General features: G+C 65.4%; 19 protein-coding genes. 12 read left to right on the top strand and 7 right to left on the bottom strand.

The genetic code is table 11. The annotated features are described in order from the left end of the window. Positions 1–191: 191 nt before the first annotated feature. The 3 genes from acnB to VWP12_RS09655 all read left to right on the top strand — a co-directional run bounded on the left by acnB (position 192) and on the right by VWP12_RS09655 (position 4,610). Positions 192–2,774 (top strand): bifunctional aconitate hydratase 2/2-methylisocitrate dehydratase, encoded by a 2,583-nt coding sequence (gene acnB / locus VWP12_RS09665; RefSeq protein ID WP_410473950.1) that lies wholly within the window; start codon positions 192–194, stop codon positions 2,772–2,774. A 437-nt stretch (positions 2,775–3,211) separates the two neighbouring features. Then, positions 3,212–4,363: a cyclopropane fatty acyl phospholipid synthase gene (gene cfa / locus VWP12_RS09660; RefSeq protein ID WP_410473949.1), complete on the top strand. Its 1,152-nt coding sequence runs from the start codon at positions 3,212–3,214 to the stop codon at positions 4,361–4,363. Positions 4,364–4,379: 16 nt separating this feature from the next. Next, positions 4,380–4,610: a GDCCVxC domain-containing (seleno)protein gene (locus tag VWP12_RS09655; protein WP_410473948.1), complete on the top strand. Its 231-nt coding sequence runs from the start codon at positions 4,380–4,382 to the stop codon at positions 4,608–4,610. A gap of 8 nt (positions 4,611–4,618) precedes the next feature. Here the strand turns inward: VWP12_RS09655 and VWP12_RS09650 are convergent, their stop codons facing one another. After that, positions 4,619–4,870, bottom strand: coding sequence for a hypothetical protein (locus tag VWP12_RS09650; protein WP_410473947.1), 252 nt, complete (start codon positions 4,868–4,870; stop codon positions 4,619–4,621). 9 nt (positions 4,871–4,879) lie between these two features. Then, positions 4,880–6,667 (bottom strand): GspE/PulE family protein, encoded by a 1,788-nt coding sequence (locus VWP12_RS09645; RefSeq protein WP_410473946.1) that lies wholly within the window; start codon positions 6,665–6,667, stop codon positions 4,880–4,882. A 124-nt stretch (positions 6,668–6,791) separates the two neighbouring features. On the opposite strand from VWP12_RS09645, the gene VWP12_RS09640 reads away from it, so the two are divergent. Continuing rightward, positions 6,792–7,253 carry a YcgN family cysteine cluster protein gene (locus VWP12_RS09640; RefSeq protein ID WP_410473945.1) on the top strand — a complete coding sequence of 154 codons (462 nt, stop codon included), beginning with the start codon at positions 6,792–6,794 and terminating at the stop codon, positions 7,251–7,253. Between the two features lie 93 nt (positions 7,254–7,346). Here VWP12_RS09640 and VWP12_RS09635 read toward each other — a convergent pair whose 3' ends face one another. The 3 genes from VWP12_RS09635 to nth form a co-directional block, all read right to left on the bottom strand. Further along, the gene (locus tag VWP12_RS09635; RefSeq protein WP_410473944.1) at positions 7,347–9,668 is read right to left on the bottom strand and encodes a heavy metal translocating P-type ATPase; all 2,322 of its coding nucleotides are present in this window, start codon (positions 9,666–9,668) and stop codon (positions 7,347–7,349) included. Between the two features lie 101 nt (positions 9,669–9,769). Then, positions 9,770–10,201: a DUF1841 family protein gene (locus tag VWP12_RS09630; RefSeq protein WP_410473943.1), complete on the bottom strand. Its 432-nt coding sequence runs from the start codon at positions 10,199–10,201 to the stop codon at positions 9,770–9,772. A 5-nt stretch (positions 10,202–10,206) separates the two neighbouring features. Continuing rightward, complete coding sequence (nth, locus tag VWP12_RS09625) at positions 10,207–10,890, bottom strand: endonuclease III (protein WP_410474963.1); 684 nt, start codon at positions 10,888–10,890, stop codon at positions 10,207–10,209. Between the two features lie 126 nt (positions 10,891–11,016). Between nth and VWP12_RS09620 the strand changes: the two genes are divergently transcribed. Together VWP12_RS09620 and VWP12_RS09615 are read left to right on the top strand one after the other, a co-directional pair. Next, positions 11,017–11,559 carry a hypothetical protein gene (locus VWP12_RS09620; RefSeq protein ID WP_410473942.1) on the top strand — a complete coding sequence of 181 codons (543 nt, stop codon included), beginning with the start codon at positions 11,017–11,019 and terminating at the stop codon, positions 11,557–11,559. Positions 11,560–11,570: 11 nt separating this feature from the next. Next, positions 11,571–12,167 carry a cob(I)yrinic acid a,c-diamide adenosyltransferase gene (locus VWP12_RS09615; protein ID WP_410473941.1) on the top strand — a complete coding sequence of 199 codons (597 nt, stop codon included), beginning with the start codon at positions 11,571–11,573 and terminating at the stop codon, positions 12,165–12,167. Here the strand turns inward: VWP12_RS09615 and VWP12_RS09610 are convergent. Further along, positions 12,164–13,513 (bottom strand): YihY/virulence factor BrkB family protein, encoded by a 1,350-nt coding sequence (locus tag VWP12_RS09610; RefSeq protein WP_410473940.1) that lies wholly within the window; start codon positions 13,511–13,513, stop codon positions 12,164–12,166. The two genes, VWP12_RS09615 and VWP12_RS09610, sit on opposite strands and share 4 nt — an antisense overlap. Before the next feature lie 232 nt (positions 13,514–13,745). On the opposite strand from VWP12_RS09610, the gene thiD reads away from it, so the two are divergent. Genes thiD through VWP12_RS09595 form a run of 3 tightly spaced genes read left to right on the top strand, consistent with a single transcriptional unit; the run spans position 13,746 to position 16,209 of the window. Further along, on the top strand, positions 13,746–14,606 hold the full coding sequence (gene thiD, locus VWP12_RS09605; protein ID WP_125199237.1) for a bifunctional hydroxymethylpyrimidine kinase/phosphomethylpyrimidine kinase: 861 nt from the start codon (positions 13,746–13,748) through the stop codon (positions 14,604–14,606). A 20-nt stretch (positions 14,607–14,626) separates the two neighbouring features. After that, entirely contained in the window at positions 14,627–14,974 is a 348-nt protein-coding gene (locus tag VWP12_RS09600; RefSeq protein ID WP_204742169.1) for a YqcC family protein, read from the top strand. A 32-nt stretch (positions 14,975–15,006) separates the two neighbouring features. Beyond that, positions 15,007–16,209: an O-succinylhomoserine sulfhydrylase gene (locus VWP12_RS09595; protein ID WP_410473939.1), complete on the top strand. Its 1,203-nt coding sequence runs from the start codon at positions 15,007–15,009 to the stop codon at positions 16,207–16,209. Positions 16,210–16,228: 19 nt separating this feature from the next. On the opposite strand, the gene VWP12_RS09590 is transcribed toward VWP12_RS09595, so the two are convergent. Beyond that, positions 16,229–17,140, bottom strand: coding sequence for a hypothetical protein (locus tag VWP12_RS09590; RefSeq protein WP_410473938.1), 912 nt, complete (start codon positions 17,138–17,140; stop codon positions 16,229–16,231). 223 nt (positions 17,141–17,363) lie between these two features. Here VWP12_RS09590 and VWP12_RS09585 point away from each other — a divergent pair, with 223 nt between their 5' ends. The 3 genes from VWP12_RS09585 (at position 17,364) to VWP12_RS09575 (ending at position 22,591) form a co-directional block, all read left to right on the top strand. Then, the gene (locus tag VWP12_RS09585; RefSeq protein WP_410473937.1) at positions 17,364–18,971 is read left to right on the top strand and encodes an ArnT family glycosyltransferase; all 1,608 of its coding nucleotides are present in this window, start codon (positions 17,364–17,366) and stop codon (positions 18,969–18,971) included. Between the two features lie 85 nt (positions 18,972–19,056). Next, a complete protein-coding gene (gene gltX / locus VWP12_RS09580; RefSeq protein WP_410473936.1) occupies positions 19,057–20,460 on the top strand; it encodes a glutamate--tRNA ligase in 1,404 nt (467 codons plus the stop codon). A 1-nt stretch (position 20,461) separates the two neighbouring features. Then, a complete protein-coding gene (locus VWP12_RS09575) occupies positions 20,462–22,591 on the top strand; it encodes a hypothetical protein (RefSeq protein ID WP_410473935.1) in 2,130 nt (709 codons plus the stop codon). Positions 22,592–22,621: the final 30 nt, after the last annotated feature.

Below are 22,621 nucleotides of genomic sequence, written 5' to 3'. Positions count from 1 at the left end.
GAATAAACACGAACAACACAAGGAACCTTGAAAAACCGTCACGAGCCGCCCCAGTGCAAGGAGCCGCGGAGCGAGAGACGAGACATATCGCCAGCTAGGCGAGGAGCGAGCACGCGACGTAGCAATCGTGTGGCGCAGCCGGTTTTTCGAGGTTCCCCGAATTCATGATCACAAGCCGTTGAGGATCACCCATGCTTGAAGCCTATCGCGAACACAAGGCCGAACGTGCCGAGCAGGACATTCCGCCGCTGGCACTGACTGCCGAGCAGACCGCCGAACTGATCGAGCTGATCAAGAACCCGCCGGCGGACGTGGAGCACGACGAGCTCAAGTACCTGCTTTCCCAGCGCGTCCCGCCGGGCGTGGACAAGGCCGCCTACGTCAAGGCCGCCTTCCTGGCCGATTTGGCCCACGGCCGTGCTGACTCCCCGCTGCTCGATCGCCACGAGGCGGTCGAATTGCTGGGCACGATGATGGGTGGCTACAACGTCGATCCGCTGATCGAGCTGCTCGATGATGAGGTCGTGGGCGACGACGCCGTCAAGGCGCTCTCCAAGCTGGTGATGGTCTACGACTCCTTCCGTGACGTCGAGGACAAGTACCGCGAGGGCAGCAAGAATGCCGGCCGGGTGCTCGACTCCTGGGCCAACGCCGACTGGTTCGAGGCCAAGCCGGCCTTGGAGGACGAGATCGAGGTGATCGTCCTCAAGGTGCCGGGCGAGACCAACACCGACGACCTCTCCCCGGCCCAGGAGGCCTGGAGCCGTCCGGACATCCCGCTGCACGCCCGTTCGATGCTCCAGTCGAAGATGCCCGAGGCGCTGGACACCATCAAGAAGCTGAAAGAGTCCGGCCACAAGATCGCCTACGTGGGCGACGTGGTCGGCACCGGCTCCTCGCGCAAATCCGCGATCAACTCGGTGCAGTGGCACATCGGCCGTGACATCCCGCACGTGCCCAACAAGCGCACTGGCGGCGTGGTGCTCGGCGGCAAGATCGCGCCGATCTTCTTCAACACCGCCGAGGACTCGGGCGCGTTCCCGATCGAGTGCGACGTCGACTCGATGGAGACCGGTGACGTCCTCACCATCCGTCCGTTCAAGGGCGAGATCCTCAAGAACGGCGAGGTGATCACCACCTTCAACATGCGCCCGAGCACGCTGCCCGACGAGGTGCGCGCCGGTGGCCGCATCCCGCTGATCGTCGGTCGCGGCCTGACCGGCAAGGCACGGGAATCGCTCAAGATGGAGCCGTCCGACGTGTTCCTGCGCGCCGAGCAGCCGGCGGACACCGGCAAGGGCTTCACGCTGGCACAGAAGATGGTCGGCCGTGCCTGCGGTGTCGAGGGCGTGCGCCCGGGCACCTACTGCGAGCCGAAGATGACCACCGTCGGCAGCCAGGACACCACCGGCGCGATGACCCGCGACGAGCTCAAGGAACTGGCCTGCCTGGGCTTCTCGGCCGATCTGGTCATGCAGTCGTTCTGCCACACCGCCGCCTACCCGCGGCCGGTGGACATCGCCCTGCAGCACGAACTGCCGGAATTCATCTCCACCCGCGGCGGCGTTTCCCTGCGAGCAGGCGACGGCGTGATCCACTCCTGGCTCAACCGCATGATCCTGCCGGATACCGTGGGTACCGGCGGCGACTCGCATACCCGCTTCCCGTTGGGCATCTCCTTCCCGGCGGGCTCCGGCCTGGTGGCGTTCGCCGCCGCGCTGGGCGTGATGCCGCTGGACATGCCGGAATCCGTGCTGGTGCGCTTCAAGGGTGAGATGCAGCCGGGCATCACCCTGCGTGACCTGGTCAACGCGATTCCCTACAAGGCGATCCAGAGTGGCCAGTTGACCGTCGAGAAGAAGGGCAAGCAGAACGTCTTCAATGGCCGCGTACTCGAGATCGAAGGGTTACCGGATCTGAAGGTCGAGCAGGCCTTCGAGTTCGCCGACGCCTCGGCCGAGCGCTCGGCCAATGGCTGTACCGTTCACCTCGGGCCCGAGCCAATCAAGGAATTCCTCAAGAGCAACATCACGCTGCTCGAGTGGATGATCAGCCAGGGTTACGAGGACAAGCGCACCTTGGGCCGTCGCATCGAGGCCATGCAGGAATGGCTCGACAATCCCGAACTCCTGGAGCCGGACGCGGATGCCGAGTACGCCGAGATCATCGAGATCGATCTCAATGAGATCACCGAGCCGCTGCTGGCCTGCCCGAACGACCCGGACGACATCAAGCCGCTGTCCGAGGTCGCCGGCGACGAGGTCCAGGAGGTGTTCATCGGTTCGTGCATGACCAACATCGGCCACTACCGTGCGGCCGGCAAGGTGCTCGAGTCCTACGGTGGCTCGGTGCCGACCCGCCTGTGGATCGCCCCGCCGACCCGCATGGACCAGCACCAGCTTTCCGAAGAGGGTTACTACAACATCTTCGGCCGTGCGGGTGCCCGCATCGAGATGGCTGGGTGTTCGCTGTGCATGGGCAACCAGGCCCGGGTGGCCGACGGGGCGACAGTGATGTCGACCTCGACGCGCAACTTCCCCAACCGCATGGGCAAGGACGCGCGCGTCTACCTGGGGTCGGCCGAGCTCTCCGCGGTGACCGCGATCCTCGGCAAGCTGCCGTCGGTCGAGGAGTACCAGGAACATGTTGCCCACCTGGCCACGATGTCGGCAGAGATCTATCGTTACCTCAATTTCAACGAGATCGAGGAGTACCAGGAAGAGGCCACCAAGGGGCTGCAGATGCTCAAGGACATCCCGGTGGTCACTGTCTGACCAAACGACTTTCTCCAACCGGCTCGTCGCGTGGTTGGAAAATGGATCTCCCCGACCGGGCAGTGCGGTGATCGATTACGATCGGTTGCCGGCTGCCCGGTTTTTGTTTTGCTAGGGAAGCTTCCAGGTTGCCAATGGACGGGTTTGGTCCCGGGCTCGTTTTGCCAAGTTTGAATTCACTCGCCACCCAAACTAGATTGTTATGTGATCCGGTGGTGGGTTTGTCGCGCCGGCCACGTGCCAATGTGGCAAAGGAACGGCTGACTCGGTTGTAGCTGTTGCGCTTTGTTCTACCTCCACGGTGTGGGTGTGAGGCGGCGACCGTTGATTCCGCCCCAACCTTGCGCCTGTAGAGATGAGCAATCGGGACGTCTCGTACAACTGGGCTAGCTCGTAAGTCAGGCGTTCTCCATGAGAGGTGTCGGATGAGTAGGCGAATGACCATGGAGGTGGAGTCAGCCGGTGATCAGGTGATCGCGCCGGATTCCCGGTTCGCGCAACTGTTGGCGAGGGCCGACATCCGTGTCGACGGCGATCGTTCTTGGGACATTCGCATCCGTGATACACGGGCGGTCGATCGCATCCTCGGTTGGGGCAATCTGGGCCTGGGCGAGTCGTACATGGCCGGCTGGGTGGAGATCGACCGGGTCGACGAGTTCGTCGATCGCGTATTGCGAGCCGAACTGACCCGCGAGGTCGGCCGATCCCCGCGCCTGTGGTGGCCTGCACTCAAGGCGAGGCTGCTCAATTGCCAGACGCGGTCACGCTGCTGGGAAGTAGGCGAGCATCACTACGATCTTGGCAACGACTTCTACCGCGACATGCTTGACCCCCGCATGACCTACACCTGTGGGTTCTGGGGCGACGGCGCCGAGACGCTGGCCGAGGCCCAGGAGCACAAGCTCGACATCATCTGTCGCAAGCTCGATCTCAAGCCCGGCCAGCGGGTGCTCGACATCGGCTGCGGGTGGGGCAGTTTCATGATCTACGCCGCCGAGAACTACGGCGTGGAATGCGTGGGCCTGACCATCTCGAAGGAGCAGGCTGCCTTTGGGCGGGATCTGGCGGGCGATCTGCCAGTGGAGTTCCGGCTAATGGACTATCGCGATGTCGACGAGCCCTTCGATCATGTCGTCTCGGTGGGCATGTTCGAGCATGTCGGCCGACACAACTACGACGAATACATGCAAGTCGCCCGTCGCTGCCTCAAGCCCGACGGGCTTTTTTTGCTGCACACGATCGGCACCAATCGTGAAGGCTCGCCGCCGGACCCTTGGGTCGGCAAGTACATCTTTCCCAACGGCGAGCTGCCAGCCATGCAGCAGGTCATCGACGCCTGCGAGGGGCGCTTCGTGGTCGAGGACATGCACAACTTCGGCGCCGATTACGATCACACCCTGATGGCCTGGTACGCGAACTTCGAGCGGGCCTGGCCAAAGTGGCGCGAGGAGTATGGCGAGACGTTCGGCCGGATGTGGAAATACTACCTGCAGTCCTGTGCCGGCGGATTTCGTGCCCGTCGGATTCAGTTGTGGCAGTTCGTCCTGTCCCCGACCGGGGCACGCGGCGGTTATCGCCGCCCGATCTGATGGGAGCGAGGCGGTAATGGCAGTGCATCTCACATCGGAGCTGACCTGCCCCCACTGCGGGGACAAGACGACGGAAACCATGCCGGTGAATTCGTGCTTGTGGTTTTTCGAGTGCCCTTCCTGCGGGGAATTGCTTTCTCCTATGCGGGGTGACTGTTGCGTATTCTGCTCGTATGGCGATAGACCCTGTCCGCCCATCCAGGAGTTGGAACAGACGGGCGCGGCAGAGGGCTGTTGTCGGTCATAGGCAGCCGATCAGGCGCCGTATTTCGCGCCGAGGACCAGCATTGCCAGCAGCAGCGCCAACACCAGGCCGATGATGACCGCCAGGTCGCGCCAGTAGCGCCAGTCCTCACGCGGGTGGCGGGAAAACGACCAGCCTTGCCGGCGTGGGGGAAGCGTCGCGGGCCGAGGCGGTGCCGGGCGATCGGCAGGCCGTTTGCGCCGGCGGCGCAGCGCGAGCAGGAGCATGGCGACAGCCACCAGGACGATCAGCAACAGGTCCATGGTGCCCCTCTAGTGGTCGTTGCCGTTCTCGGGACCACCGAGGTCCTCGAGGCGCACCCGGTAGGCTTCCTCCAGCGAGGTAATCCCCGCACGCGCCATTTCCAGGCCGTGGCGCGTCAGCGTGCGCATTCCCTTGTCCACGGCCAGCTGGCGTAGTTCCTCGGTGGTGATGCCGTGGGCGATGTGGTTGGCCATGTCCCGGTCGACCACGATCAGCTCGTAGGCCATGGTGCGACCGACATAGCCGGTCTGGTCGCAATGATCGCAGCCCGCCGAGTGCCAGAACGTCTCGTTTTCGTCCACGCCCATGGTCTCGCGCACCAACGGTTCGGGATGGTGCTTTTTCTTGCAGTGCGAGCAGAGGATGCGCACTAGGCGCTGGGCCAGTACGCCCATGACCGTCGAGCTGACCAGATAGGGGGCGACACCCATGTCCACCAGGCGAGTGACCGCGCTGGGGGCATCGTTGGTGTGCAGGGTGGAGAAGACCAGGTGACCGGTCAGTGCGGCCTTCACGCCGCTTTCGGCCGTCTCCAGATCGCGCATCTCGCCGATCATGATCACGTCCGGATCATGGCGCAGGATGTTGCGCAAGGCCCGACCGAAGGTATAACCGATCCCGGCATGCACCTGGACTTGGTCGATGCCGTCCATGTCGTACTCGACCGGGTCCTCGACCGTGATGATGTGCGGGTCGCCGGCCTTCACCTCCTGGAGCAGCGAATAGAGCGTGGTGGTCTTGCCCGAGCCGGTAGGCCCGGTGACCAGGATCATGCCTTGGGCGCGGGCTATCAGGTTACGGATGATGCGCTCGTCGCTCTTGGAAAAGCCTAGCGCGTTCAAGGGCTTCAAGCCCATGTTCTTGTTCAGAATGCGGATGACCACGCTCTCGCCATTGAACGTCGGCATCACGGAGATACGCAGGTCCACTTCCTGCTTGCCCATGTGCACGCGGGCGTGGCCATCCTGGGGCAGGCGGTGTTCGGCGATGTTCATGCGGCCAAGGATCTTGATGCGCGCGACCACCGCCAACAGCTGGGTCTTCTCGATCGAGCGGATCGTCTGCAGGGCCCCGTCGAGGCGAAACCGGACCAACACGTTGTCGCGCCGCGGCAGGAAATGGATGTCCGAGGCCCCTCGGCTGATCGCCTGCATCAAGAGCGTGTTGACCATCTTGACCACCGGCGCGCTGGTGGCTTGGTTCTCGATCTCGGGCTCATTGGTCGGCGACGGAGCCTCGCCTTCGCGGCCCAGTAACGCCTCACGATCCTCGCCGACCGACTCGACGCGGTAGGCGCGGTTGATCGCACTGGCGATCTGGTGAGCCGAGGCCAGCACCGGCTCGATGCCCAGTCCGGTGTAGAAACGCAGGATCGACAGCAGTTCCTGGTCGGTCGGCCGGGCCGACGCAACGACCAGCACGGAATTCCGGCGGGCCAGCGGTAGCACGTTGAGACGCAATGCCATCTCGTAGGGAATCTGCGCGGCGACTTCCGGTGGCGGCACGAACGCGCCGAGGTTGACCTGCGGAATGCCGAGTTGCGAGCAGAGTGCCTGTTCGAGCTGTTCGGGCGAGATGATCTTGCGCTCGACCAGCCAGTCACCCAGGTGGGTTGCCGGATGATGGCGCAACGACTCCAGCGCACTCTCCAGCGCCTCGCGACTCAGCGCCCCACGCTGCACCAGTACCTCGCCCAAGCGCTGGACCCGCGCGTTGCGCGCCGAATGCAGTGCCTCGTTGATGTCCGTCTCACTGCCGATGCGCATCACCGGTGTGGTCTGGGCCGTTGCCGTCATCGTTTTACCTCGTTACGTGATGGGCGAATCATCGCATACCGCCGGCCAGATCCGCAGGTCTCGACCCCTTGCGTGATAGGCTGCTGGTCTCTTCCCCGATCCCGATGCCACGCCCGTTTAGCCCATGAGCGACCAGCTGCCATTCTGGCGTCGCAAGCGCCTCACCGAGATGACCCCGTCCGAGTGGGAATCCCTCTGCGACGGCTGCGCCAAGTGCTGTCTGGAAAAGGTGGAGGATGAAGGCGGTGATGTCTACTACACGGACGTGGCCTGCCATCTGCTGGATGCCGGCACCTGCCAGTGCACCGACTACCTCAATCGCCAGACCCGCGTGCCCGGCTGCGTCTGGTTGCGTCCCGAGGACGTCGAGGAGTTCGACTGGCTGCCACCCACCTGTGCCTACCGGCGTGTTGCCGAGGGGCGCGACCTGCCATCGTGGCACCCGCTGCTCACTGGTGATCCCGGTAGCACCATGAAAAGCGGCTACTCGGTCGCCGGGCGGGCCGTGATCGCCGAGAACGCGGACCGTGACTCGATCGACTGGGAGACCCACGTGGTCGACTGGCCGCTGGAAGAGAGTGACTAAGGGAAGCTCTGCACGAATCCGATACCGCTCTGCGCGCCTTGATCACGAACGACTCGCCAAGCCAGAGTGGCATCGGATTCGTGCAGACCTCCCCTAATCCAGTCGGATCACGCGCAGCCGGAGGGCGTTGCCGATCACGCTCACCGAGGAGAACGACATCGCGGCCGCGGCGATGATCGGCGAGAGCAGCACGCCGAAGACCGGGTAGAGCAGGCCGGCGGCGATCGGGATGCCGGCCGTGTTGTAGGCGAAGGCGAAGAACAGGTTCTGGCGGATGTTGCGCATGGTCGCTTTCGACAGCCGATGCGCCTGTACCAGCCCGTCGAGATCGCCGCGCAGCAACGTGATCCCGGCGCTCTCGATGGCCACGTCTGTGCCGCTGCCCATGGCGATGCCGACGTCGGCTGCGGCCAGGGCCGGGGCATCGTTCACCCCGTCGCCAGCCATCGCAACGACTCGGCCTTCTGAGCGCATCTGTTCGACCACGTCGCTCTTGCCCTCCGGCAGGACATTGGCGCGCACCTGATCGATGTCGAGCTGCTGGGCGACGGCGCGGGCGGTCTCTTCCGAATCGCCGGTGAGCATGACCACCTCGAGTCCGACCTGTTGCAGGCGGTGAATAGCATCGGCGGTCGACTTGCGTATCGGGTCGGCGATCGCCAACAACCCGGCGGGCTGGCCGTCGATGGCGACGACGATCACTGTCGCACCCTCATGGCGCCAGGATGTCGCTGAATCCTCCAGCGTTTTCGTGTCGATGTCGTGGCCATCCATGAGGGTATGGTTGCCGACCAGCACCGTTCTCCCGTCGACGCAGCCGGTGACGCCCTTGCCATTTTCGGCATCGAAATCGTCCGCGTCGGGCAGATCAAGTTGCCGTTTCCGTGCTTCGGCGACGATCGCCTCGGCCAAGGGATGCTCACTGCCTTGTTCGAGTCCGGCGACCAGGCGAAGAAGCTCGTCCTCCCCAAGCTCGCCGGTAGCCTGGATGCGGGTCACGCGTGGGCGGCCCTCGGTGAGCGTGCCGGTCTTGTCGATCACCACCGTGTCGACCTGCTCAAAACGTTGCAGGGATTCGGCATCACGAATCAATACCCCGGCGCGCGCGCCACGACCAACACCCACCATGATCGACATCGGGGTGGCCAGGCCCAGGGCACAGGGGCAGGCGATGATCAACACGCTGACCGCCGCGATCAGGGCGTAGGCCATGGGTGGTTCGGGGCCGACTACCGACCAGATGACGAAGGCAACCACGGCCGCGGCGATGACGCTAGGCACGAACCAGGCGGCCACGCGGTCGGCCAGCCCCTGGATGGGGGCGCGGCTGCGCTGCGCCTTGGCAACCATCTGTACGATGCGCGAGAGCATGGTGTCGCGGCCGACCTTGTCGGCGCGCATCACGAAGCTACCCTGACCGTTGATGCTGCCGCCGATGACGGTGTCGCCTGCCTTGCGGGCCACCGCCATCGGTTCCCCGGTGATCATCGACTCGTCGATATTGGAGCGACCCTCGAGGATCTCGCCGTCCAGCGGGACGCGATCGCCGGGGCGCACCCGCAGGTGGTCGCCGATTTCGACCTCGTCGAGCGACACGTCTTCCTCGCCGCTGTCGGTGATCCGTCGGGCGGTGGTCGGCGCCAGGTCGAGCAGGGCGCGAATGGCCCCGGAGGTCTTCTCGCGGGCGCGCAGTTCGAGGACCTGGCCCAGCAGGACCAGCACCGTGATCATCGCCGCGGCCTCGAAATAGACGGCGACCGAGCCGTCGGACTGGCGGAAGGCATCCGGGAAGATGCCGGGCGCGGCGGTGGCGACCAGGCTGTAGGCCCACGCCACGCCCGTGCCCAGCGCGATCAGGGTGAACATGTTGAGCTGGCGGTCGACCACCGAGCGCCAGCCCCGCACGAAGAACGGCTTGCCCGCCCACAGGACCACCGGGGTGGCCAGCAGCAACTGGATCCAGTGGTTCATCTGGGGTGAGATCCAGCGATCGATGCCGAGGAAGTGGCCCCCCATGGCCATGAGGAACAGCGGCAGGGTCAGCAGCGCGCCGATCCAGAACCGCCGGGTCATGTCGAGCAGTTCCGGGTTGGGGCCATCGTCGCGGCTGACGGTTTCGGGTTCCAGTGCCATGCCGCAGATCGGGCAGCTCCCCGGTCCCTGCTGGCGGATCTCCGGGTGCATCGGGCAGGTATAGATGGCGTCCGTGTCCTCGGCGGCCGAGTCGTCGGATGGCCCATCGCCGGACAGGTAGCGCTCGGGGTCGTCCTCGAAGCGCGCCCGGCAGTGGTCCGAGCAGAAGTGGAAGATCTCGCCGTGATACTCGCTGCGATGCTCGCTCGTCGCCGGGTCGACCTGCATGCCACAGACGGGGTCAGTGACGGGCTCGCGGCGTTGGTCTGTCGACTCGCTCATCGGGGCCTACCTCGAATGGATGGGAGACGGCTGTCTCGTTCGAGCCTAGACCCTCAATCTATTTCATGGACGGGCAGACGCAGTCACCCGCGTACACGGGGTCAGCGCTTGAGCTTGTCCCTGAGGCATTCCATGAGCTTGGCCTCGTCCGGCGGGCCGCCGCTCTGCTGGGCCTGCCAGAGCGCCTCGCCGAGGCAGTCGATCATCTCGTGTTCGGCTTCCAGCGGATCGGCCTTCTTCAGGGACAGTTCCGAATGCACCGAGCGGATGCCGGCCGGGCGGTCGGTCTGCACCATCTCGCGCAGCGACAGGTGCATGCTCATGTGCAGGAAGGGGTTGGTCACGCCCATCTCCGGGGGCCAGTCGGCCTCCAGGGCGAACTCGGGCTGGTCGAGCAGCGAGTGGTATTCAGGGTGATCGCGGATCACGTCGAAGATCATCTGCTCGATCGGCGCCAGCGGCTTTTTCTGTTTGCCCTTGGTCCAGGCATCGATAAAGGGCTGGCGCATCTTGCGGCGGTCGCTGGAGTACATGACAGTCAGGCCTCGGTGGGTTCGGTAGCGTAGCGGGCGATCAGTTCGGGGCTGCATTCCTCGGTCTTGTCGCGAAAATCGCACAGGTCACAGACGATACAGGCCCCGCAGTCGGGGCGACGCGCCTTGCAGACGTAGCGGCCATGCAGGATCAGCCAGTGGTGGGCATCAAGTTGGTATTCCTTCGGGATGACCTTGAGGAGTCGGTCCTCGACGGCGCGCACGGTCTTGCCCTTGGCCAGGCCGGTGCGGTTGGCGACGCGAAAGATGTGGGTGTCGACCGCCATGGTTGGCCGGCGGAAGACGGTGTTGAGCACGACGTTGGCGGTCTTGCGGCCCACGCCGGGCAGGGCCTCGAGCGCGTCGCGATCGGCGGGCACCTCGCCACCGTGCTTGTCGATCAGCTGTTGGCAAAGGGCGTAGACGTTCCTGGCCTTGGTCTTGTACAGGCCGATGGTGCGAATCGCGTCGGTGAGTTCATCGAGACCCAGGTCGAGAATCGCCTGTGGCGTGTCGGCGCGTTGGAATAGTGGCCGGGTCGCCTTGTTCACGCCCGCGTCGGTCGCCTGGGCGGACAGCACCACGGCAACCAGCAGTTCGAAGGGCGAGCGGTACTCGAGTTCGGTGGTCGGCTCGGGCCGTTGGCGCTGGAAACGGGCGAACATCTCGCGGCGGGTGCGGGGATTCATGACGGTCCGGTCACTCGCAAATCGGGTGGTGGGCTGCATGATAAACTCCGCGCCCTTGTCCGGGGAATGCCTGCAGACATCCCTCAGAAGAACTGCTAGACGGACACGCATCCGGGAGAGTCGATCGTGAACAAGCCATTGGGAATCGTTGGGGCAGCCTGGGGCGTACTGGGTCTGTGCGCGCTGCTGCTCTGGGCGATCTACCGCCTGTCCTTCTACGCCATCGAGGCCTGGGCCGAACCCTGGGCCTGGTGGCACTGGGTGTTCTTTGCCGGCTGGATGGTGTTCATGATCTACAGCGAAGGCTACAAGGGATTCCAGAAGGGATTCTCGCCGCGGGTGGTCGCCCGGGCCGTTCACCTGTCGCACCACCCGGTCGCCTGGCATGTGCTGCTCGCTCCGCTTTACTGCATGGGCTACATCCACGCAACGAAGAAGCGACGCATCGTGGCCCTGTCGGTGACCGCCGGCGTGGTCATGCTGGTGCTGCTGGTCAGCCTGCTCCCCCAGCCGTGGCACGGGATCGTGGATATGGGTGTCGTCGCCGGGCTTGGCTACGGGGTGATCGCGATTCTCGCCTTTGCCCTCAAGGTTTTCGTGGGCCGGCCGCTCGATTGGCCCACGGACGTGCCGGGTGACGAGCACCGCAGTGAGCCCCAGGCGGGATAAGGCGGATCGGGATGACGAGATCGGACGACGAGCGTAATCGACTCTCGCGGGTGGTCACCCGCACTGGCGATCAGGGGCAGACGGGGCTGGCCGATGGCAGTCGCCTGTCGAAGGACACCGCTACCATCGAACTGCTGGGTGAACTCGACGAGCTCAATGCCCGCCTGGGAAGCCTGAGCGTTTCGCTGACCGACGAGCCCGACAGGCTGGCGTTCGTCCGCGAGCAGCAGCAGGCGGTCTTTGACCTGGGCGGATTTGTCGCGATGGGGGGGATGGCCGCGTCGAGCCAGTTGCCGTCACTCGAACGCCTGGATGCCTGGATCGAGGCGGCCAATCGCGACCTGACGCCGCTCAAGGAATTCATCCTGCCGGGCGGCACCGAGGCCATGGCGCGGGCGCACCTGGTTCGCACGGCGACCCGCCGTGCCGAGCGTCTGGCCTGGTCCTGGTGCCAAGAAGGTAACCAGGAAGGTGATCAGGCCGACGAACGTGCCCTGTTGGCCACCTACCTGAACCGGCTGTCGGATGCCTGGTTCGTGTTCGCCCGGCTGCTCGATCGTGACGGTCAGCACACGGTCTACTGGCGTGGTGCGGCCGCCTCGGACTAAGTTGTATCGTCCGCGCGGTTGGATGCCGGCTCGGCGGGGCCCATTGTCGTTTCACCCATGTCCTCTTCCCATTGCCGGCGGTGCTCGGCAAACCGCCCCAGTGCCGGGATGGCCTCGATCAATGCCGGAGGCAACTCGGGCGACTTGCCTTCAATCGCCCGTTCTACCGCCGCCAGCGTGATGCGCTCGCCCGGCCGGGCGGGCAGAAAGCAAGTCGTGTCGGCCGGCTCGGTGATGCGCAGCAGGTTGGCTTCCACCAGCTTTTCCAGCAACGGGTCGATCCAGACCTGGGCGAGCTCTCGGTAGTGCTCGATACGCCCCGCGAGCTGATCCCGGTCCGGGGGCAGCTTGCCGTCCTCGAAGCGACGCTCGATGTCGTCGAGCACCACGATCGCCGCCGCCAGTCGCGTCCCCGGGTGCACCGGCACGGGCTTTCCGAGTGTCAATCGATCGCTGTGCTGCCAGGCATAGCTGATGCCCGCGCCCACCAGCACGATCATCCAGGCAATCTGCAACCAGATCAGGAACAACACCAGTGAGGCGAAAGCTGAATACACGGCGGTGTAGCTGGTCGATCCGGCAATCAGTCCGCCGAACAACAACCCCAGCAGGTTCCAGAGAATCGCGGCCACCAACCCGCCGACCAACGCCGAGCTGGGCCGCACCCGGGTATTGGGGATGAACAGGTAGAGAAAGGCGAATGCGGCGGTCCAGACGGCTAGCGGGACGAGATAACCCAGCCACTTGAGCACGGTGGCCAGCACCGACAGCTCGGCGAACTCGCGAACGCCGGGGGCGGCAAGCAGGGTGGCGGTAAGGCTGCCGGCGGCGATCACCAGCACCGGGCCGACCATGAGCACCGACAGGTAATTGGCGAAACGTGCCGACATCGAGCGCAACTGGTGCACGTTCCAGATGCGGTTGAAGACCCGTTCGATCTTCTGCATCAGGGCGATGACCGTGAAGAAGAGCAGGGCGATGCCGACCGCACCCAGGACACCAACCCGGATATTGTCGACGAAATCGAGCAGGCGCAGCGTCAGTTCGTCGGCGGCGTCGCCCAGCGGCGCCATTATCGAGAGCAGGAACGGCTCGATGACTGAGGCCGAGCCGAAGGCCTTGAGCACCGAGAACGCCACCGCCAACAATGGCACCATCGAGAGCAGCGTCGTGTAGGACAGGCTCATCGCGTTGAGCTGTAGGTCGCCGCGTGACGCCGAGGACAGCACGCTCAGCATGGCGCGGGTAAGTCGCTGGGCCGTGCGACCGAGTCGGGTCGCCGGGCGGTGATGCCAGATCCAGCGTTTGGCCGAGTCGAACCATTGGCGGGGCGTGAAGGGGATCATCAATCAGCCGGGTCCTTTTCGTGGCTTGGTGGAGCGGTTCGTGGTCGGGCGGACGTCACAACGGCACGGGCCCTGTCACGGCAAGCCCCGTTGTCGCCTGAACGCGCCGGGACGGTCGGCATGGCGTGCCGAATCAATGCTTGTGGCACTGGCTGCGTTATCATGCTTGGCCCGGCGCCTTCATGACGCCGCTGCCGCCACGGCCTTACCGTTCGAGGGAGCTTAGCACCAGATGGAAACCACACCGACGCTCACCGACGCCCCCGAGGTCCCGGTCGTCCTGGCCATTGCCGGACACGACCCCAGTGGTGGAGCCGGCATCCATGCCGATATCGAGGCGATCGTCAGCCAGGGCGTGCATCCGGCCACGGCGATCACCGCGTTGACCGTGCAGGACACAGTCAACGTGCATGGTTTCGTGCCCAGCGACCCGAAGCTCGTGATCGACCAGTCGCTGGCGGTGCTTAAGGACATGCCGGTCGGCGCGATCAAGATCGGCATGCTCGGCACCGTCGAACTGGTCGAGGCTGTCGCCTCGGTGTTGGCGCGCTACCCGGATATCCCGGTGGTGCTCGACCCGGTGCTGGTGGCCGGCGGGGGCGGGTCGCTCGCCGAGAATGCCGTGGCCGCGGCGATCGTCGAGCACCTGTTCCCGCGGGCGACCATTGTGACACCCAACGCCCACGAGGCGCGGGTACTGGCGCCGGATGCGACTGACCGGGACCAGCGCGGCCAGATGCTCTCGGCCCTTGGGGCGGAGTACGTCCTGCTCAAGGGCGGTGACGAGCCGGGCGAGAAGGTGGAGAACTGGCTATACGGCGTCGAGCCGCCGCGGCGATTCGTCTACGAGCGACTGGCGGGCCAGTTCCACGGCTCGGGCTGCACCCTCTCCTCGGCGATCGCCGGGCTGATCGCCCAGGGCAGTGACCCGGTCAACGCTGTCCACGAAGGACTTGAATACACCCACCAGACCCTGATGCATGCGGCGGCCATCGGCCGCGGCCAGCTGATCCCCCACCGGCTGTTCTGGGCCGACGATGAGGGTGGGACGGACATGAATGACGAACCGCCCGGCTCATCGCGGGTGCACTGAACGCTGACGAAGAGGGTTTGATGGAGAACGTTCGCCCCAGCACCGACATGATGCTGCGCCAACTCGACCAGATCGCCCACGAGCTTCAACAGGCCGGGCTGTGGTCGGATCAGCGACCCAGCGAGCAGGCGCTGGCCAGTCCTCATCCGTTCTGCTTCGACACCCTGGCGTTCGAGGAGTGGCTGCAGTGGAAATTCCTGCCGCAGATGAGTGACCTGCTCGAGCGGTTCGGCACGCCACCGGAAAACTGCTCGATGGCGCCGTTGGCCGAGCACCAGTTTGCCGAACTCGAGGAAGACACGGACCGCCTGCTGGCGGCGATCGCCGAGTTCGACAACATCGCCTGGCATTTCTTCAACGCCCGCTGATCGCGGGCAAGATCGACAAGACCGGATATCCCATGACCGATTCGCACCGCCCCGATCCCCACTGGTCGCTCGCGACCCAGGCCATCCGCGTCGGTCACCATCCGACACCGGAGCGCGAGCACGGCGAGCCGATCTTCACCACGTCGAGTTTTACGTTCGAGTCGGCCGAGCAGGCCGCGGCGCGCTTCGCCGGCGACGAGCCGGGCAACATCTACGCCCGCTTCACCAACCCCACCACGCGCATTTTCGAGGAGCGCCTGGCGGTGATGGAAGGCGGTGAGGATTGTGTTGCCACTGCCTCGGGCATGGCCGCGATCCTGACCACCTTCATGGCGTTGTGCGAGGCCGGCGACGAGGTGGTGATCGCCCGCCAGGTCTTCGGCACGACCAAGGTGCTGTTCGACAAGTACCTGGCCAAGTTCGGCCTGGTGGTGCACTGGGTGGACCTGACCGACTGGTCGCAATGGGAAGCCGCGGTCAATAAGCGCACGCGCCTGCTGTTCATCGAGACGCCCTCGAACCCGCTGACCGAGGTCGCCGACATTCGCCAACTGGCCGATCTGGCCCACGCGTTTGAGGCGGCGCTGGTGGTGGATAACTGTTTCTGTACCCCGGCGCTGCAGCGGCCCTTGAGCCTCGGCGCGGACATCGTGATCCACTCGGCGACCAAGTTCCTCGATGGACAGGGGCGCGCAATCGGCGGGGCCGTGGTGGGCGATGCCGAACGGGTCGGCAAGGAAGTACGTGGCTTTCTGCGTACCTGCGGGCCAACCATGGCGCCGTTCAACGCCTGGATCTTCGCCAAGGGCCTGGAGACACTGAACCTGCGCATGGAGGCCCACAGCCGCCATGCCCGCGAGGTGGCCGACTGGCTGGTTGCCCACGAGCGGGTCGCCAAGGTGCATTTCCCGGGGCTTGCCGATCACCCGCAGGCGAAGATCATCGCCGCCCAGCAAACCGGTCCGGGGGCGATCGTCTCGTTCGTGGTCGAGGGCGGGCGCGAGAAGGCCTGGGAGGTGATCAACCGTACCCGCATGCTTTCGATCACCGCGAACCTCGGTGACACCAAGACCACCATCACCCATCCGGCGAGCACCACGCACGGTCGATTGAGCCCCGAGGCACGCGCCGAGGCGGGGATCGACGAGGGATTGGTTCGCCTGTCGGTGGGGCTCGAGGATCCGCAGGACATTATCGCCGACCTGGCGCGCGGGCTGGGCGACGCCATCGATTGATTACCGGCGCTTCCGCGTTCTACTGCACCTGCACCAGGTCGCCGCGTTCGACCGAACCAGTTCCCTGATAGCGAACCGTGGCGTCGTTCTCGCCCAGGAAGGTGACCCGGGCCTCCCCCAGGTTTATCGGTTCGCGAACCGGTCCGGCAGTGATTTCCATGACAGGGCGAGTCAAGAGATTGACGCCGAGCGAGTCGGTCGGCACCCCCGGTTCGATGACGATCAAGCGATCGCTGGCGGCCAGACCGTCGGCGCGGCCGAGATCGATCCGCAGATCGGTGCCGCCGCCGCGACTTTCGGTGGACAGCACCCGGCCGACCAGGGGCCGGCATTCCAGCGTGTCGAGGACGTTCTGTGCGACCGTCTCGATCGCGGCATCCAACGACTGACCCCAATCGCTCTCCCAGAAACGCGTCGAGTCCGCCGCGATCTCGGGTGAGAACGGTTTGCCGTTCGCCGTTGATAGATCGATTCTCCAGGCGTCCAGCCGCGCGCCCTGGGCGCCATCGTCCAGGGTGGCGGCCAGCTGTCCGCCCCGGGGCGCGTAGCGATCGGGCAGCAGGACGATCCCCGAGGGACGGCCCTCGGTACCGAGATCGCTCGCCACCAGGCGCAGGAAGTAGGGTGCGCCATGGCGGGAGAACGCGTCCATCGCGGGCTCCAGCCCCTCGCTTCGGGTCGGCGGAGTGATGTCGACCACCTGCTGTCCGGCCGCTTCCAGCCGGCTCGCTAACCGCTCGGCGAGAGCCGCTGGGAGCCCCGTGACGTCCCCGGGCTCGTGAGTGAGTCGGGCTTCGGTCATGACCAGCCGGTGATTGGCTTGGCAACGGTCGGAGCCGGTTTCCGGCGCGGCGTTTGTCGCGATCGGCAGGAGTAGGGCGCCGGCGAAGGCCAGCCAGGTCGTGCGGCGCGTGACGGGGTGTCCGGTCATGGGTGGTCTCGGCATGGGGAGCATGGTCGTTGGTGATCGTGGGTAGTCAGCGTATCTCTGAAAGCACGAGATGTGCCATCGCGACGTTTCGCACCCCCGGTTAGGTTGCGCGGGCAATCAATCGATTGGCCGAGTGATCCGGTGGGGGTCGAAGAGAACGGGGTGAGTACAGGGGATAATTACCCAGGATAAAAACCCGGGTGAATCGAGTCGGGAGGGTGATATGTCACGGAAGAGCGCCTGGAATCGTGTTTTCGAATGGGGCTGGTTGCCTCTGTTCCTGCTGGTGGTGGCCGTCGCCCTGCTGACGCGGCCGCTGATGCCGGTCGATGAGACACGCTATTTGGGCGTGGCCTGGGACATGTGGTCCGCCGGCTCCTGGGTGGTGCCCTTGCTCGACGGGGAACCTTACAGCCACAAGCCGCCGTTGCTGTTCTGGCTGATCCATGTCGGCTGGTTCGTGTTCGGCGTCAACGAGATCAGTGCCCGGTTGGTGGAGCCCGCATTCGCGCTGGGCAGCCTGTTCCTGGTGCGTGCCGTCGCCCGGCGATTGTTCCCCGAACGGTCGGCAGTTGCCACGCTTGCCCCCTGGGTGTTGCTGGGCACGGTCTACTGGCTGGGCTTTGCCACCATGACCATGTTCGATCAGCTGGTGGTGTTCTTTGTCCTGCTCGGGGTGCTCGGCCTGCTCGATCTGGGACAGGGGCGTCGGCGTGGCTGGCTGTGGCTGTTTGTCGGCACATTGCTGGGTACGCTGGCCAAGGGGCCGTTCGCCCTGATCTACCTGGTGCCGCTGACGGTCGCCGCACCCTGGTGGGCCGGCGTGCCCTTGTCGTGGCGCTGGTTTGTCCAGGCGGGCAGTGTCGGGTTGCTGGGCTCCTGCGTGGCGCTCGGCTGGGCCTTGTGGGCCGCGCACCTTGGTGGGCCGGCCTACGCCGAGGCGATCCTCTGGAGTCAACTCGCGGGTCGGGCCGTGGATGCCTTCGATCACGCCCAGCCGTTCTACTACTACCTGTGGCTGCTGCCGTTACTGTTTTTGCCGTGGACCCTGCTGCTGCCCGGTCTGCTTCGTCGGACTAGAGGGAATTGGCGCTGGGCTGGTGGGCCGTGGGACGAGCCGCACATGGGCCGCCTGTTGCTGGTCTGGGTCGTGGTGCCCTTCGTCTTGCTGTCGCTCGCATCGGGGAAGCTGCCTCATTACCTGTTGCCCATGCTGCCCGCCCTGTCGATCGCCACGGCGGCTGTGCTGGCAAGCCCAGGGGAAGCTGGGCGTCCGCTGGGCGCACGGTCGGTGGTGATGCTCTGGTTTCTCGTCGGGCTCGCGCTGGTTGCCTTGTCCTGGGTGGACAACAGCCCAATGCTGGCCATGCTTCCGGGCTGGGTCAGTGCCGTGGGCGTGGTGCTGTTGCTATGCGGTGCCTGGTTGTGGCGTGACCGCTGCTGGCCCCGACAGGCAATGTCAGTTGCGATGATCACCACGCTCGCCCTGGTGCTGTTGCACCTGGCCTTCGTGCCGATGCGATCGGCCTTCGACTTCCAGGCATTCGCCGGCCAGGTGGGCCAGTGGCAGCGGGAAGGGCGTCCCGTCGCTTTCGTGGGCAAGTACCGCGACGAGTACCACTTCTATGGGCGGCTCAAGGAGTCGGTCGTGGTGCTGGGCCACGGCGAGGTGGAGCTAGAACGCTTCTGCGCAAAGGCCCCTAACGGTGTGGTTGTGCAGCGCCTGTCGGGGGAGGTGCCACCCGATGCGCTCGCGGTGACGCCTTTTCGCAGCAAGCATGACGTGGCCCTGCCGTGTTCGGCCCATCGACCTGCGAAACCGGAACCTTAGCCTCTATAATGTGGTCTTTGCCTCGGCCGGGGCGAGTCCTGTCCCGCCAGTCCAGACCACGTTTCAGCTGTCCTCAGAGGTATCGATGACCGTTCGCACCCGTTTCGCCCCGTCGCCTACCGGCTATCTGCACATCGGCGGCGCTCGCACGGCCCTGTTCAGCTACCTGTTCGCCCGCCGCCACGGCGGCGAGTTCGTGCTGCGCGTGGAGGACACTGACCGCGAACGGTCCAATCCCGAATCGGTCAACGCGATTCTCGAGGGCATGACCTGGCTGGGGCTGGACTACGACGAAGGCCCGTTCTACCAGACCGAGCGCATGGACCGTTACCGAGAGGTGATCGACCAGCTGCTCGCCGAGGACAAGGCCTACTACTGCTACGCCACCCGCGAGGAGCTCGACGCCCTGCGCGAGGCGCAGATGAAGCGTGGCGAGAAGCCACGCTACGACCGTCGTTACCGGGATTTCACCGGCACGCCACCGGAAGGCGTCAAGCCGGTGGTGCGTTTCAAGAACCCGCTCGACGGGCTGGTGGTGGTCGAGGATGCCATCCGCGGCCGGGTCACGTTCCGCAACGACGAGCTCGACGACCTGATCATCGCGCGCGGCGACGGCACCCCGACCTACAACCTCACGGTGGTGGTCGACGACATGGACATGCAGATCACGCATGTCGTGCGCGGTGACGATCACCTCAACAACACGCCACGCCAGATCAATCTTTACCGCGCGCTGGGGGTCGAGCCACCGTCATTCGCCCACCTGCCGATGATCCACGGCCCGGACGGGGCGAAGCTCTCCAAGCGCCACGGCGCAGTGAGCGTGGTGCAGTACCGCCACGACGGCTTTCTGCCCGAGGCGCTGCTCAACTACCTGGTGCGTCTGGGCTGGTCGCATGGCGACGAGGAGATCTTCTCGCGCGCCGAGCTGGTCCAGCTGTTCGATCTGGTCGACGTCAATCATTCGGCCTCGAGCATCAACCCGGAAAAACTGCGCTGGCTAAACCAGCACTACATGCGTGAGCTGCCGGTGGCCGACGTGGCCGCCGAACTGCGCTGGCACCTCGGCCACCTTGGCATTGACCCGGACGAGCAGGGGCCGAAACCGGCGGCGATCGTGCCGGCCTACGTCGATCGGGTGCACACGCTGGTCGAGATGGCCGAGGAGGCCCAGCCGTACTATCAGGATGCCGTTGAGCCCGATCCCAAGGCGATGGAAAAGCTGGATGCGTCGGCGGCGATGGTGGTCGACGCGCTCATCGTGGCCCTGGAGGACGATGCCGCCTGGGAGAGCAGCGAGACGCTCGAATCGACGGTCAAGGGCGTGGCAAAGACCCTCGACCTCAAGCTCGGCAAGGTCGGGCCGGTGCTGCGACTGGCCCTGCTGGGACACACGTCATCGCCGAGTTTCGGGGTGATCCTCGAGCTGATGGGCCGCGTGCGCAGCCATCAGCGTCTCAACGCCTTCCGGGATCGGATCGGCGCCTGATATGAAGATCGGGGCCATGCGACCGGCGTTGCCAATCACGGTCGCGTACCTGCTGCTTGCCTCCCTGTGGATCTGGGTCACCCAGTGGCTGCTTGGACGGCTGGGCGGGGCCCATTGGGAAATCTCCACGGCCGGGCTCGTTTTCGGCGAGATCTTCGTGCTGGTGACCGGGGCGGTGCTCTACGTGCTGGTCGACCGCCTGACCGCGGCCCGCCAGGGCGTTGTCGATTTCGGTCACGAGCGGGCCCGTCCCCGCCAGGGCTGGCTTACTGCCATGCTGATCGCGCTGGTGCTGATCGCGGTCATGCAGATCTTCATCGCGGCGGTCGCCGCCCGTCAGTACGCCCCCCTGCTGCTGGACAAGGCCCAGCGTGAAGTCGCCAACCTGGCGGCCATTCGCGCCATCGAACTGGACAACTGGGTCGACGAACGTGACCAGCAGGTCGAGGCCGTTGCGCAGCGTCACGACTGGCTCAAGGAATGGGTCGCCAGACTGGACGAAGGCGAGGTCGACGGCTTCCCGGATGACCTGCGGCGGGGAAGTCTAATCGGCCGGTTTCGCTCGATCACCCTTCTGGACCCGGATCGCACCCCGCAGTTACAGACGGGGGCGACCAACGTCGTCCCCCCGGACATGCAGCATTTCGACCAGGCGGCCGTCACGGGCGAAGTCCGCACCGTGACGCGTTTCACCCGTGGTCGGGGCGGTGCCGACCTGTTCTGGATTCTCCCGGTCTACGACGATCGCACGGCCGTCAGTCGAGGGCCGTGGTTCCTCATGTTCTGGACCCGGCTGAACACCGAGAGCCTGTTGTCGGATGCCGAGGATGGTGGTCTGCAGGTACGTGCCGGTGAGGGCCTGCGGACCCTGCTGATCAATGCGCCGGCCGACCCCTCCGCCGGCTCGGGTTTCTGGCCCATGCTGGTGCTCGACCCGAGGGACGAGTCCGCGACGGTCAGCGAGACGCCCGCGGCAATCGTCGACCGCCTGAGAATCGGTCTATCGGAAGCCGGGGAGGCGTCGGACTCCGAGGAGGGCGCCGACCGTGTCTACGCCACCGTCGCAGTCGAGCGACTGTCGTCGCGTCTGCTCGTGCTCCAGGACCGCCGCAAGGTGCTCGCGCCGGTGGATCAACTGGAAAAGTGGCTGAGCCTGACAGCCATGCTGTCGACGCTCGGCCTGTTCGCCGCGCTCTTGTTCCTGTGGCGCTTTCTGCGTGGACGCTACGCGGCCCGGAGCGTCAATGTCGTTCGCGAGCGTGACTTCTGGCATCACGCCTGGCTGGACATGCCGGCGCTGGGCCTGATCGAAATCGAGCCACGTCGCTTGCATGTGATCGTCGCCAATCGGCAGGCCGCCGACTGGTTCGGTCGGGCGCGCGAGAACCTGGTGGGCGTACCGCTGTTCGATCTGTTCGAATCCAACGATCCCGGCTCGCCGCTGGCCGGCGACCCGGAAACCGCCCTGCCGGCGTATTTCGCCCGCGGCGCGGTCGACCGGGTCGCCCTGGAAGGTCGGCTGCCGGGACAAGCAGGGGTTGGACCGATGTGGCTTGAGTTGCGTGTATTGCGTGACGGTGAGGGCATACCGCAGCGAATGATCGGCATGTTGCGCCCGGCGCGGGCGACCGACGACACCGCGCTGCGTGCACAGATCGATCACCTGACGGCCCGTTGCGCCGTCCTGCCGGCCTCCGAGCGCGAAGTACTGGGCGCGGCACTGGCCGAGCAGCGAACCAGTCCATTCCTCGACGTCCGCACGATTTCCCTGGCGACCGGTGAGATCCACGATCGCGCGACGCTGATCGCCTACCTGGAAGCCCACCTGCCCGAGAGCCTTCGCCATCACCAGGCGTTGCTGCGTCCGCTGGCCGACGAACTGGGCCGGGTGCTGGTCAGTGGTGATGGGCGTTGGATGCACAGTGACGCCGGTGATCCGGCCGAGGTCGATGCCGGCAATGCCGCGATCATCAATGCCGTCGGGCACAGCGTGGTGATGCTGCCCGAACCGGTGGGAGAGGAGGGCGTGGTCGCCGTGCGGCTCTACATCAGCCAGGATCGTTGGGAAATCACGCCCGGCCTGTTCAGGGCAATCGAGCGGCTCCACCAGATCTGCACGGCGGTCGATTGATCCGGCCGGTCGCTCGGTACTGCCCCGGAG

It is taken from the genome of Guyparkeria sp. TX1 (assembly GCF_046523965.1).
Classification (GTDB): domain Bacteria; phylum Pseudomonadota; class Gammaproteobacteria; order Halothiobacillales; family Halothiobacillaceae; genus Guyparkeria.
The sequence above is the reverse complement of the archived record's forward strand: the minus strand, read 5'-3'. Positions and strand labels throughout refer to the sequence as shown.